Annotated in this window: 13 protein-coding genes; 11 read left to right on the top strand and 2 right to left on the bottom strand. The window is 38.7% G+C overall.

Translation table 11 applies throughout. From position 1 onward, the window contains the following. Nucleotides 1-1,626 carry an ABC transporter substrate-binding protein gene (locus D5018_RS12605; RefSeq protein WP_121839360.1) on the bottom strand — a complete coding sequence of 542 codons (1,626 nt, stop codon included), beginning with the start codon at nt 1,624-1,626 and terminating at the stop codon, nt 1-3. Nucleotides 1,627-1,821: 195 nt separating this feature from the next. On the opposite strand from D5018_RS12605, the gene D5018_RS12600 reads away from it, so the two are divergent. After that, nucleotides 1,822-2,055: a hypothetical protein gene (locus D5018_RS12600; RefSeq protein ID WP_121839359.1), complete on the top strand. Its 234-nt coding sequence runs from the start codon at nt 1,822-1,824 to the stop codon at nt 2,053-2,055. A gap of 58 nt (nt 2,056-2,113) precedes the next feature. Here the strand turns inward: D5018_RS12600 and pspF are convergent, their stop codons facing one another. Continuing rightward, nucleotides 2,114-3,187, bottom strand: coding sequence for a phage shock protein operon transcriptional activator (gene pspF / locus D5018_RS12595; protein ID WP_121839358.1), 1,074 nt, complete (start codon nt 3,185-3,187; stop codon nt 2,114-2,116). A gap of 174 nt (nt 3,188-3,361) precedes the next feature. Between pspF and pspA the strand changes: the two genes are divergently transcribed. The 10 genes from pspA to D5018_RS12545 form a co-directional block, all read left to right on the top strand. Further along, entirely contained in the window at nt 3,362-4,042 is a 681-nt protein-coding gene (pspA, locus tag D5018_RS12590) for a phage shock protein PspA (protein ID WP_121839357.1), read from the top strand. A 26-nt stretch (nt 4,043-4,068) separates the two neighbouring features. Beyond that, nucleotides 4,069-4,311 carry an envelope stress response membrane protein PspB gene (pspB, locus tag D5018_RS12585; protein ID WP_121839356.1) on the top strand — a complete coding sequence of 81 codons (243 nt, stop codon included), beginning with the start codon at nt 4,069-4,071 and terminating at the stop codon, nt 4,309-4,311. Further along, nucleotides 4,295-4,690 (top strand): envelope stress response membrane protein PspC, encoded by a 396-nt coding sequence (pspC, locus tag D5018_RS12580; protein WP_121839355.1) that lies wholly within the window; start codon nt 4,295-4,297, stop codon nt 4,688-4,690. The genes pspB and pspC overlap by 17 nt, the downstream gene beginning before the upstream one ends. 48 nt (nt 4,691-4,738) lie before the next feature. Then, complete coding sequence (locus tag D5018_RS12575) at nt 4,739-6,184, top strand: YcjX family GTP-binding protein (RefSeq protein ID WP_121839354.1); 1,446 nt, start codon at nt 4,739-4,741, stop codon at nt 6,182-6,184. Between the two features lies 1 nt (nt 6,185). Beyond that, the gene (locus tag D5018_RS12570) at nt 6,186-7,211 is read left to right on the top strand and encodes a TIGR01620 family protein (RefSeq protein ID WP_121839353.1); all 1,026 of its coding nucleotides are present in this window, start codon (nt 6,186-6,188) and stop codon (nt 7,209-7,211) included. A gap of 128 nt (nt 7,212-7,339) precedes the next feature. Next, on the top strand, nt 7,340-8,518 hold the full coding sequence (locus D5018_RS12565; protein ID WP_121839352.1) for a trans-sulfuration enzyme family protein: 1,179 nt from the start codon (nt 7,340-7,342) through the stop codon (nt 8,516-8,518). Between the two features lie 111 nt (nt 8,519-8,629). Continuing rightward, the gene (locus tag D5018_RS12560; RefSeq protein WP_121839351.1) at nt 8,630-8,941 is read left to right on the top strand and encodes a ComEA family DNA-binding protein; all 312 of its coding nucleotides are present in this window, start codon (nt 8,630-8,632) and stop codon (nt 8,939-8,941) included. 117 nt (nt 8,942-9,058) lie between these two features. Beyond that, nucleotides 9,059-10,186 (top strand): 4-phosphoerythronate dehydrogenase, encoded by a 1,128-nt coding sequence (locus D5018_RS12555; RefSeq protein WP_121839350.1) that lies wholly within the window; start codon nt 9,059-9,061, stop codon nt 10,184-10,186. Nucleotides 10,187-10,188: 2 nt separating this feature from the next. Beyond that, the gene (locus D5018_RS12550; RefSeq protein ID WP_121839349.1) at nt 10,189-11,205 is read left to right on the top strand and encodes an aspartate-semialdehyde dehydrogenase; all 1,017 of its coding nucleotides are present in this window, start codon (nt 10,189-10,191) and stop codon (nt 11,203-11,205) included. Nucleotides 11,206-11,347: 142 nt separating this feature from the next. Then, on the top strand, nt 11,348-13,272 hold a 1,925-nt coding region (locus tag D5018_RS12545; protein WP_121839348.1), incomplete at its 3' end, for a FimV/HubP family polar landmark protein.

Here is a 13,272-nt window from a genome sequence, read left to right as displayed (position 1 = left end):
TCAGTCGTTCTGCTCCTTATTATGATATGCCTTAGCAAATGATATGCCTCCGTAAGAAGCAAGTTTCACTCCTTTTATATCAGTGCGTTTTAAAATAATTCGATTCGAGTGTGCCAAGGGAACTAATGGCATTTGCTCACTCAATAACATTTCAGCCTTTTGATAGAGTTTTTTTCTATCAGCTTGATCTGTCACAGTTTTAGCTTGCTCAAGAATAGAATCAAATTTCGTATCACACCACTGGGAACGATTATTGTTAGACTTAAGAGCCGCGCAACTTAAGAAAGGTGAAAAGAAGTTATCTGGATCACTATTATCAGCGTTCCAACCAAGTAAAACAGAATCGTATTGGGAGCGGTTTAGTTTTTTAGACAATACCCTCCAATCGTTGCTATGAATATGGGCTTTGATTCCAACTTTAGCCAAATCAGCCTGAATCAATTGAGCCGTTTTAACAGGGTTAGGGTTGTAAGTCCTAGCTGTAGGCATTGTTAAAATATTCATCCTTAAATTTGTTAACCCTTTTTTTTGCAAAATTTGTTTAGCCTTTACTGGGTTATAACCTTGATGTGTAGGGTTGATACTATGTGCCCAAGAAGCAGGAGGTAAAATACTGTCGGCTTCCACTGCTGTTTGTCGATAAACTACACTTAAAATGTCACTCTTGTTGATGGCCATGGCCAAAGCTTGTCTCACTTCTGGGTCATCAAATGGAGGTTTTAAGGTGTTAAATGCCCAAAATGCAACATTCATCCCTCTTTGCTGTTGGATTTGTACGTGCGGATATTGGTTCGCCACTTTTAATTCAAGAGGTTTTGGTAAGGCAGAGACACCACAATCATCAGTAAGTAACTTAGCCAATCTTTGTGAGTTTTTTCTGGTAATGTCAAACACTAAGTGTTCTATTACTGTCCGCTTTCCCCAGTAATCATTATTTCGCTGATAACGAATGTATTCATTTTTAACGTATTGTTTTAATACAAATGGACCGGTACCGATAGCAAACTGATCGATCCTTTGTGGAGTTCCGGCTTTTAGGAGAAAGTCAGCATATTCTTGAGATAAAACTACCGCAAAATCAGATGCTAAATTTGCTAGAAAACTGGCATCTGGACGATTTAATGTGAATGTTACTGTGTATAAATCTGGTGCTGAAATATCTTTGACTAAAGATTGAAATCCAATACTTTGAAAAAAAGGATAACCAGTTGCAGATACATCATGGTAAGGGTTATCTGCTCTAATTATTCTATTAAATGAAAAAAGCACATCAAGTGCATTAAAGTTTCTGCTTGGGGTAAACCATTGGGCGCGATGGAATTTAACACCTTTTCGAAGCTTAAATGTGTATACTTTTCCATCCTTGCTTACTTGCCAAGATGTTGCGAGCGATGGCGAGACTTTACCTGTAGTGACATCATATTCAATCAAATGATTGTAAATTTGATGCGAGCTAGCATCTATGGTTGTTCCTAGAGTTACAATCTGAGGGTTAAAACTTTCTGGGTTTCCCTCAGAGCAATATACTAATCCAATGGGAACATTTTGTGGCTGACAGCCTGAAAGTGTAATTAAGCTCAGGCAAACAGCGAGAACTAAAATGAACCGATTTCGAGCCAGTTTCATCATTAATTGTGAGTGGTTTGTTTGATCTTTTTACATTCTAACAGCCATAGAGCAAAAGCGACAATGTTGAAAACAAAGATATGTAATTTGAATCATTTATTTCCAAGGGATTAAACCTAGTTCATGTATAAGTTTTTTAACAACTCCTTGCTTAGTATTTAACAAAAATATTTATGTTAATTAAGTGAGAATGAAATGAGTAGTGCAATAGAAACGATTAACCTTGTTGCGAATATAGAGAGACATCACAAAGAAATTGTTCCTGAAAGCGAAACAGCGGTACTTGCTGAAACTATTCGAGATTACCTAATTTCAGATCAGAAGGAAAACAAATACAGTGAAGATAAAGAAGAAGATGGTTGTGTTAAAGTAATTTTAAACGAGATCTCTAAAGATGTAGCTCCCATGGGTGAAGAAATAGCAAATTAGTCTACACAATAACCTAAGTGAAATTTCAATACCTTATTGCTTGGAATAGCCTTAAATTTTAAGGCTTTTCCAATAAATTGTACTTCTTTAAGATCCCACGCAGCTGATGATAACTCAAACCAAGATTATCAGCGGTTTTTCGCTGATTAAACTGGCTATGCTCTAAGGCATTTTTAATTAAATCAATTTCAAATGCTTCAGTGGCTTCTTTAAATTGGATAGGGAACTCTAATTGAGGCTTTGCTTCTGGTTTACTAATGTCTGTAGCTTCAATTGGTGCTGGTGTGTTTATTGATATTTCTTCTTTTGCGGTACGCTGAGAAACGGTTCTAACCCTTTGTTTAGGACGATATGGAGACTCGAAAGGGTCGAGACTGATTTCTGAAATCGGCTCAGCTTCCATTCCATAACGATAAACACTTCGTTCAATCGCATTTTTTAACTCACGAATATTACCCGGCCATTCATAATCATGTAATTGTTGAACGGCATGTTGAGAAAACCCTGTAAAAAATGGCATTTCTAACTGCTTAACCATGCCCATAGCGAAATACTCAGCCAGTGGCATAATATCTTCTTTGCGGTAACGCAGAGGTGGAAGAGTGATAACATCAAACGCTAACCTATCCAGCAAGTCTGCTCTAAATTCTCCAGCCTCGGCCAAAGAGGGTAAATCTTCATTAGCGGCACATATTAAGCGAACATCAGTTTGAACTGTTTTACTGCCACCCACACGTTCAAATTCACCATATTCAATAACTCGTAAAAGCTTTTCTTGAATCAAACCACTGGTATTCGCTAATTCATCAAGAAATAAGGTTCCACCGTCAGCACGTTCGAATCGTCCCTCGTGACGACCTTTTGCCCCAGTAAAAGCACCTGATTCATGGCCAAATAATTCACTTTCAAGCAAATTTTCACTTAAAGACGAGCAATTTAATTTAATAAAGCTCTGATCCCATCGTTTCGATAGATAATGTAACCGCTCTGCGATAAGCTCTTTACCCGTACCTCGTTCACCAATAATCAACACTGGCTTGGATAGAGGTGCAACTTGCGATACATGCTCTAAAACTTCCAGCAGTGCATTAGATTCGCCAATCAAATTATCTTGTTTGAATGAATTACTCATGTGGTTATTGGTAATTTCCACTAACTTTTGGTGAAAAATATAATATGATGCTGTTTATCGAAATGAAAGAAAAAGTTATAAATTTGTTTAACATGTTGTTATTGTTGGCTTTTGAAAAGTTGGCACAGTATCTGTAGTAGTAAATCCGACATCAACAACTTTGAGGATAGAATGATGGGAATTTTTTCACGTTTTGCCGATATTATTAATTCAAATATCAGCTCACTACTCGATAAAGCAGAAGATCCTGAAAAAATGGTTCGCCTGATCATTCAGGAAATGGAAGACACACTGGTAGAGGTTCGCTCCACTAACGCTAAGGTACTGGCTGAGAAAAAAGAAATTCTTCGCCGTGTAGCTAAAGCAGAAGAGCAAGTGCAAGACTGGGAAGGTAAAGCTGAACTTGCTTTATCAAAAGATCGTGAAGACTTAGCAAAGGCTGCACTGGTTGAAAAACAAAAAGCTTCTGACTTAGTAAAAGCGTTGAGCGATGAATTACTTGTGATTGAAGAGCAAATTGCTCGCTTGAAAGAAGAAGTGGTTCAATTGCAAGAAAAGCTGGCGGATGCAAAAGCGCGTCAGAAGACCATTGTTATGCGTACACAAACTGCTTCATCTCGTTTGAACGTAAAGCGTCAGCTTGATTCAAGTAAAGTAGATGATGCCATGCTTAAATTTGAGCAATACGAGCGTCGAGTTGAAGGGCTTGAGTCTCAAGTTGAAGCTTATGACTTAGGCAAGAAAAATACCCTTGCCGACGAGTTTGCTGCACTAGAAGCTGAAGAAACGGTTAATAATGAGCTTGAAGCGCTTAAAGCCAAAGTGAAGGCGAAAAAGGAAAAAGCGAAAAGCTAACCTTAACTATGGAATTGAGGTGAATAATGGACCCAGATATTTTAATCGCACCGCTGATACTCTTTATGATTATCGTGGCTCCGATATGGATTATCATGCATTACCGCAGTAAAAAGCAGATTAATCAAGGATTATCGGAAGAAGAATATAAGACTCTAAACCAGTTGATTGCACAAGCCGATAAGATGGCACATCGAATCGAAACACTTGAAAAAATCTTAGATGCGGAGTCTCCAGAGTGGAGAAATAAACATGAGCAACAGCGATAGGAAAACCTTATATCGTATTCCCAAACAAGGGAAAGTCGCAGGTGTTTGTGCAGGGATTGCAGATTTCTTTGGCTTTGAAACATGGTTAGTTCGTGTCGTTACCGCTTCAGTATTTTTACTGGGTGGTGCTGGAATGGTGTTTATCATTTACATTGCACTTTGGGTAATTTTAGACATTAAACCTAATGAAGAGTCAGAAAGTTCACTTCATAAGGATATAGAAGTGAAAAAGAAAATCTGGCAGGCAGGAGAGCCTGCTCAACAAGCTCTGCAAGACGTTAATAAACAGTTTAGAGCATTAGAGTTAAGGCTTAGAAATCTTGAGCGCCATGTAACCTCTGATAGCTACGACTTAAAACGTCAAATTGATAATCTTTAAGGCGCATTCTAAGCGCCTTTTCGTTTTTCTTGGTTGTGTGTATTTTTTATGAGTTTATTCTCTAAGCAATTTAATAAAGTAAAAAGTAAAACTGAGTCTGTTATTAATCGAAGTGCAGATAGGCATATTCGTCTTGCAATAACTGGGTTATCTGGAGCAGGAAAAACAGCCTTTATTACGGGTTTAGTTCATCAACTATTGTTTTCTGCTACCAAAACCAAGGATTCAAATTTACCACTTTGGCACGTGGCTAGAGAAAAGCGATTGCTTGGTGTGGTTAGAGAGCAACAACCTGACCTTGCTATTCCAAGTTTTGCTCATAATGCCGCGATGGCACAGCTCTCTTCGGAATTACCTAGATGGCCTGAATCAACCAGAAACATCAGTGAACTTAGACTCGCCATTCATTTTAGGCCTCAATCAGGCGTGAGAGGTAAGCTCTTTGATAAGAGTAAGCTGTTGCTTGATATCATCGATTATCCGGGTGAGTGGTTACTTGATTTGCCGTTACTTAAGCTCAATTTTGTTGAATGGTGCATAGAGCAACAAAGCCGAATAGCCATTTTAAGTCAACAAACTGGCTATAAAACTTTTATTGAAGAGATGCAAAAGTTGGATTTTGCATCTGAAATGGATTTATTGGTTTTAGAGCGAGTTGCTAAGCAGTATCAAAATTTATTAACAACTTCCGTCAATGAAAATGGCTATTATCAGGCGCAACCTGGAAGAATGTTATTACCGGGTGATCTTGAGGGGTCTCCATTGCTTACATGGTTTCCGTTAATTCATTTGTCTAAGCCTGAATTAGAAGCTTTATCGAGTAGAGCCGAAGACAATAGTTACTTTTCTATCTTAAAACAGCGCTATAAAGCTTATCTTGATGAGGTGGTTAAGCCCTTTTATCGAGACCATTTTCGGCATTTTGATCGCCAAGTTGTCTTGGTAGATTGCTTATCAGCGTTAAATCATGGCCAAACTCAATTTACTGACATGACTCAAGCGTTATCTGGAGTCCTAAATAGCTTTCAGTTTGGTCAGACGAATTGGTTGAACCGTTTGTTTGCCCCAAAAATTGATAAATTATTATTTGTCGCCAGTAAATGTGATCAGATCACTCGAGATCAACAATCAAATTTATTGTATTTACTTAATGATATGTTGTCTGAAACTCAACAATTGGCCTCAATTAAAGGCTGTGATGTCGAAACTATGGCTATAAGTGCGATTAAAGTGACACGTCATGGTTTAGTTAAACATCAAGATCAAGAAGTCGAAGTTGTTGAAGGGCGAGTAGATGAAACTTCAGATGTATTGCGGATCTTTCCCGGCGAAGTGCCACGCACGTTGCCACAAGCCGACTTTTGGCAAAAGCAAGGTTTTCAATTTAACAACTTTCAGCCGCCCATTTCTTTTGCTAACGCGCAAAAACTACAGCTTGAACATATACGTTTAGATCACTTGTTACAGTATTTATTAGGAGACAAACTTGACTAAAATGGAGAGTGAAAAAGTCAACCTTAAACCATCGCATGTTTTCGAAACTGAACAAACTCTTTTAATCGAGCCAGAAGTAGAATTACAAGCTGCGCAAAAGTTTGAACTTGAGTTGATGGAAGAATCTGAGATCAATAAACAACTTGATGTGCTTGACGATGTTGAGCCAAAAGTATCAAAGCTAACTACTTTGTCAAAGTTAGCCAAAATAGCAATGTTAGCATTGACTGCTCTGATTTTCTTGGAGTTGGTAACAGGTTTAATCCAAGTGTGGCAGCAAAGCCCAATTTTATTTGGTGTTTATTCAGGCTTAATAGGAGTGATTTTAGCTTGGGCTGGTAAAGTAATTGTATCTGAATATAAAAAATTAAAGTCATTAAAAAACCAGCAAAATCATCAGCAGACTTCATTACGTCTAAAAAATAGTATGCAACTAGGTGAAGCCGCAGCCTTTATTCGCAACTTGTCATTCACTTCAAGTGATAAACAAAATCTGGATGAATTTAACCGACTTCGCTCACAAGAGCATAATGACGCTGAACTTTTAAAGCTATTTGAACAAACGGTATTAGCGGAGCAAGATAAAAAAGCTAAAAGAATTGTTCATAAATATGCTGCGGAATCAGCTTTATTACTTGCTGTCAGTCCATTTGCTTTATTGGACATGGCCTTAGTATTACTAAGAAATCAAAAGATGCTCACTGAATTAGCTAAGTGTTACGGTATTGAACTAGGTTACGCAAGCCGAATTAAACTGACCCGAAGCATTGTGAAGAACATCTTGTATGCTGGAACTGCCGAAGTACTAACTGATATAGGTAGCCATCTATTGTCTCTAGAACTCACAGGAAAACTTTCGGCAAAATTAGGACAGGGTCTTGGTGGAGGTCTGTTGACTGCAAGGTTAGGGTATCAAGCCATGGCACTTTGTCGACCTATAGCCTTTGATAAAAAAACTAAACCTAAACTAACCAATATTCATAAATTGCTACTCATTGAGTTGAAAAATTTCTCTAAAAATAAGTAATTACCTATGGATTGTAATTTTGCTTTTACAGCTGAATTAGGATGATTTTTATACTTCAAGATAGGCATTGGTGGAATTATAGGTATCTTTACTTACCAAATTTATAATAAAAACAAAATGAGGTAGGTATGAAAAATACATGGAGCATCTCCACCAAAGCTATTCATGCAGGTAAAATCAGTGACCCTAACGGCGCTTTAGTCTCTCCACTCAGTCAAAGTGCTACGTTTGTGTTTGACTCAGTTGAGCAAGGGGGCGCTCGCTTTAGTGGAGATGAACAGGGATACATATATACACGACTTGGAAATCCAACGACTACCGAGCTTGAAAACAAAATAGCAGTCCTTGAGGGGGCAGAAGATGCTGCTGCAACGGCATCAGGTATGGCGGCGGTATCGTCGGCGTTACTTGCTAACCTAGCACAAGGCGATCATGTTATTGCATCTCGTACGGTTTACGGGTGCTGTTTCTCATTATTGACCCATCAATTTGAACGTTTTGGAATTGAGTCTACATTTGTTGATTTTACCGATATTGAAAAAGTTCGGGCTGCGATAAAACCTAATACCAAAGTGCTTTTTTGTGAAACACCAGTTAATCCACATTTAGAAGTTTATGATTTAGTTGCAATAGCTGGGTTAGCTAAGCAGCATGATGTAACTTCAATTGTTGATAACACCTTTATGACGCCAGTTCTACAAAGACCTCTTGAGTTCGGCATTGATATGGTAGTGCACAGTGCAACCAAGTACCTTAATGGCCACGGAGATGTTGTCGCTGGTATTGTTTGTGGGAACAAGCAAATCATGGAAAAGGTGAAGTTTGAAATCATCAAGGATATTGGCGGGATCATTTCTCCCCATGATGCATGGCTGATTTTAAGAGGTATGAAAACCTTAGATGTGCGTGTACAACGCCATTGTGATAATGCTGAAAAAGTGGCTGACTTTTTAGAATCTCACCCTAAAGTTGCGAAAGTTTATTATCCAGGACTAGATTCTCATCAAGGTTCTGAATTTATCGGTACGCAGATGCAAAGAGCTGGTGGAGTCATGGCTTTCGAGTTAGAGGCCGATCTAAAGTCGAGCATGAAATTTGTAAATTCTTTGGAATTATTTTCAATCGCAGTCAGTTTAGGTGATGCAGAATCGCTGATACAGCATCCTGCTTCTATGACCCACTCTCCATATACAGAGGAAGCCAGAGCAGAAGCTGGCATTACCGATAATTTGATCCGAATATCTATCGGGCTAGAGAACGTTGAAGATATCATTGAAGATTTAGCTGCCGGTCTAATGAGGCTGTAGACTAATTTGTCTGACATTAAGGCTTGATCTTTTTTTATTTATAAGTAGTGTGGTTAATTGTTGAGCACTTGTTTCAACAATTAACAATCAATAATGGAAAGGGGAAAGCCGATGAAAGGATTAGTTCAGGCTTCATTGATTGCGCTTGCGGTAATTTCTGCGCCAGTGAACGCTGGAGATAAAACCAAGTTAGAAAAAGCTAATGTAGCCATTAAAGAGGCAACACAGCTAAAAACGATTAATATTAATACTGCTTCTGCGGAACAACTTCAAACTCTAAAAGGGATTGGGGCAAAGAAAGCGGCTGCGATTGTAAAATATCGTGAAAAGAACGGTAAATTTAAATCCGTTGCAGATTTAAAAAAGATCAAAGGCATCGGTAGCAAGTTTATCGCTAAAAATAAAAAAGTTTTGGTTTTATAGTTACTGGTAATCAAAGTATAAGGCAGCTATTTAGTTGCCTTTTTTATTGTTAAACACTTCAATGTTTTGCATAATTCTTTCTACCGTTACTATGCACCATCTTAATCCCATTTTTATATGAAAATAATCGCAGATGCCAATATGCCTTTTGCTGAAGAGCTCTTTCAGCAATTTGGTGATGTGCATAAGTTAGACGGTCGTTCAATGACAGCCGATGATGTAAAAGATGCTGATATTCTTCTTGTTCGCTCAGTTACGACTGTTAATTCATCATTACTTGCAGCTAATAGTAAATTAAAGTTCGTCGGTACAGCGACAATCGGCACTGATCATATTGATCAAGACTTTTTAAAATCCAAAAATATTGAATTTTCAAATGCACCGGGTTGCAATGCAATTGCTGTGGGTGAGTACGCTTTTACGACCATGCTGGAATTGGCACATAAATATGGCGAAGTGCTTAAAGACAAAACAGTAGGCATTGTTGGTGCTGGAAATACAGGCTCTGCTTTAGAAAAGTGTCTAAAAGCATATGGAGTTAACACTTTATTGTGTGATCCAATAAAAGCTGAACAAGGCGAACCTCGTAAATTTGTTTCTCTCGAGGCTGTAATTGAAGGTGCAGATGTGATTAGCTTGCATGTTCCCTTAACCAAGGAAGGCGAACATAAGACATTTCATCTCTTAGATGAAGCTAAATTAAAGCAACTTAAACACAATGCTTGGTTATTAAATTGTTGTCGTGGTGAAGTTATAGATAATCAGGCGTTGACCCGAGTGAAAAAGTACAGGGAGGATATTAAACTTGTCCTCGATGTCTGGGAAGGTGAGCCATATCCTATTGAAGCATTGATTCCAACGGTAGACTTCGCTACGCCACATATTGCTGGTTACAGTGTCGAAGGCAAAGCTAGAGGTACGTTTATGCTATATGAGAAGGTGTGTCAGTTGCTTTCAAAGCCTGTAAAAACAAGTATCTCGCAACTTTTACCCGAATTCTTTATCAGTAAAGTCCAGCTTGATGCAAACCTTACACAATTAGATCTGTTACGGCTTATGCGATTGGTATACGATATAAGTGATGATGACCGTAGTTTCAGGCAATTAGACTTCTCAAATAAGGAGTTTGATGTGATGAGAAAAGCTCATAAACATCGCCGTGAATGTTCAGCATTAACTATATCCTCCGTTGAAGAGTCACAAAATTGGTTATTCGAGTTAGGTTTTTCTAGAGAACAAGCATAAATATGTCACAAGAATTTAATATTGCCGTACTTGGCGCATCTGGAAATGTCGGTCAAGCAATGATCGAGATTTTAGAAGAAAGAGATTTTCCTGTTGCTAATCTATATCCATTAGGAAGTAAAAACAGCGCAGGAAATACCATTAATTTTAGAGGTGAAGATATCACCATCATCAATGTTGATGAATTTGATTGGACCCAAGCTCAAATTGGCTTCTTTTCTGCGGGTGGCAGAGTATCAGAGAAATGGGCTCCTATCGCAGGTGAGGCAGGGTGTGTGGTTATTGATAACACCTCACACTTTAGATATGACATTGATGTACCGCTTGTGATACCAGAGGTTAACCCTCAAGCCATTGCCGATTTCAGAAATCGCAACATCATTGCTAACCCAAATTGTTCAACAATTCAGATGTTAGTAGCGCTAAAACCTATTTATGATGCATTTGGTTTAGAACGAATCAATGTTTCTACATATCAGTCAGTGTCAGGATCGGGTAAACAAGCCATTGAAGAATTATCCGGACAGTGCGTAAAGCTTCTACAAGGCTTACCAGCTGAGTCGAAGGTCTATGACAAGCAAATAGCATTTAATGCACTCCCTCATATTGATGTCTTTATGGACAATGGCTTTACTAAAGAAGAAATGAAAATGGTGTGGGAAACCCATAAAATTTTGGGTGACGAGAGCATTATGGTAAATCCGACAGCAGTTCGAGTGCCTGTTTTTCATGGTCACAGTGAAGCAGTTCATGTAGAAACTCGCCAGCCTGTAGAAGCTGAAGACATCAAAGCTGTATTGTATGAGGCTCAGGGCATTGAGTTGTTTGCTGAAGATGCTGATTATCCTACAGCGGTAACAGAAGCTGCAGGAACAGACCCTGTTTATGTAGGGCGTATACGAAAAGATTTATTTTTGCCAAACGCTGTAAATTTATGGGTTGTGGCCGATAACATTCGTAAAGGCGCTGCTCTTAACAGTATACAAATTGCTGAAATCTTAATTAGAGACTATTACTAACAGTGTCAGATATAAGAAAAGCTTGCGTTGTAGCAAGCTTTTTTATTAATCGCTATATAGCGGGAATTTTTTCTACTTTATAGTAAACTCAATAAATACAAATGCATAAATCGCAACTTTTGAGCAAGAAAGGAAAGGATGAATGAACTTTCGCACCTCGTATTTGGTTGGCATATTGGCTATCGCATCGTCACTTCTATGGCAACATGATTCAATAATCAATTCTGCCCATGCTGCCACAAAATTCAAAGTTACTGGTCCAAACGGTGAACGAAAAGTAGAAAATAGCCAGTATGGCCCTACTAAAATTAATGATACGTTTTGGAGTATTGCTAATAAAGTTAGGCCTAATCAACAGGTCACGATTTATCAAGTAATGGCTGCTTTGTATGATGCCAATCCACATGCATTCGCCACTACCAACTACAACAGCCTTGAAGCTGGTATGTTTTTAGTGATCCCTCCCATTGAAAGCATAATGTCTATTCCGAAATCTGTTGCGAGAAATCGAGCAACGCAAAATGACAAAGCTTGGGGGAAACGTCAAGAACCACCAGTTAAAGCAAAAGCAGTTGCTGCACCAGTAAAACTCAAAAAAGAGTCAGCAATACTTAAATCAGATGAGACTCAAAAGCAAAAAATAACCGATCTCACAGCTTTATTAGATGCTGAAAAAGCTAAAGTTATGTCCTTAACTGATGAACTTAGCAGAACTCAAGATGAATTGAGTGCAGTTCATGAAGATATGCAAGCGTTAAAAGCACAGCTTGAAAAACTTAACGATAGAGCCGCTACGTTAGATGAAACCTTATTAGAGACAAAGCAAAAAAACGCTGCATTAGTGGCAGAAAATGTTGAATTGAAAGACAAACTTGCAGCATCAAAAGTAGAGAAACCCGAAGAAACGTGGACCAAAATTTTAGACAATCCCTGGTCGATGGTAGCAGCAACGGTCATTTCAACCTTATTGATTATCATTATTGCTTTGTTACTTTTCAAACGAAATTCAAGTGCCGATCCTGAACCAGAATCAAAACCAAACGAATTAGCAGATGCACCAATCCCTGATGAACCTGAAATCGACTTAGATTTGAATTCAGAAACTGATGATTTGAATGAGGAGCAAACTGATATAGCGGTTCATCTTGATGACGGTGAAGAACAAGCTGTTGAAGATGGTATAGAAAACGATGAATCTGAAACAGACGATATTAATACCCTTGATGCTTTATGGGCTAATGCTCTAGATGAGCAAATTGATGGTAAAGAAATCAGTGAAGACACAGAAGAACTACTCTCGAAACTAGAGCAGAATCAATTAGATGAACCACTAGAACCAGCAGTAGATGAAATTGATAGTATTTTAGCTGATGCTGAGAAAGTTGCAGGTTCATCTGAATCAGACCCCATCAATGAACTCGAGGAGCTTAGCATAGGACAAGAGCTTTCGTCTGAGTCAGTAGATACTAGTGAGGAAAGAACTGATGAAGAGTTATCAGAGATAGAACTTGATAGAATTCAAGATGAAATAATCGATGAATTTTTTGAAAAACAAGGCATTGATTCTTTACTCGACGATGCAGGTGACAATGAACCTGAAATCAAAGAGGATAATGCCGAGTTTGATATCGAGTTGACCGAGTTAGACTCGGATTCCGCTCAAGTTGAAGATGATGAAACAGAGGTACAGCCAGAAGAAAATATCTTGGAACCTAAGATGTACTCTTCGTCTGAACCTATTGTGCTACCAGCTGATGATGGTTTAATGGATGAAAGCCTTGAGCCGATAGAAGGTTTGGAACCTATAGAAGATCCAGAGCCGATAGAAGGAATTGAAACAGACGAGTTTGTCGCGGATAGCAATGAAACTCTTGATGATTTAGCTATTGACTTTGACACCACAGCTCTTGACGATGATGAGGTGAATCTACAGCCTCTTGCAGAGCCAGAGCCAGAGCCAGAGCCAGAGCCAGAGCCAGAGCCAGAGCCAGAGCCAGAGCCAGAGCCAGAGCCAGAGCCAGAGCCAGAGCCAGAGCCAGAGCCAGAGCCAGAGCCAGAGCCAGAGCC

Source organism: Parashewanella curva, from assembly GCF_003675895.1.
Classification (GTDB): Bacteria; Pseudomonadota; Gammaproteobacteria; order Enterobacterales; family Shewanellaceae; genus Parashewanella; species Parashewanella curva.
This window is presented reverse-complemented; position numbering and strand designations above follow the sequence as displayed.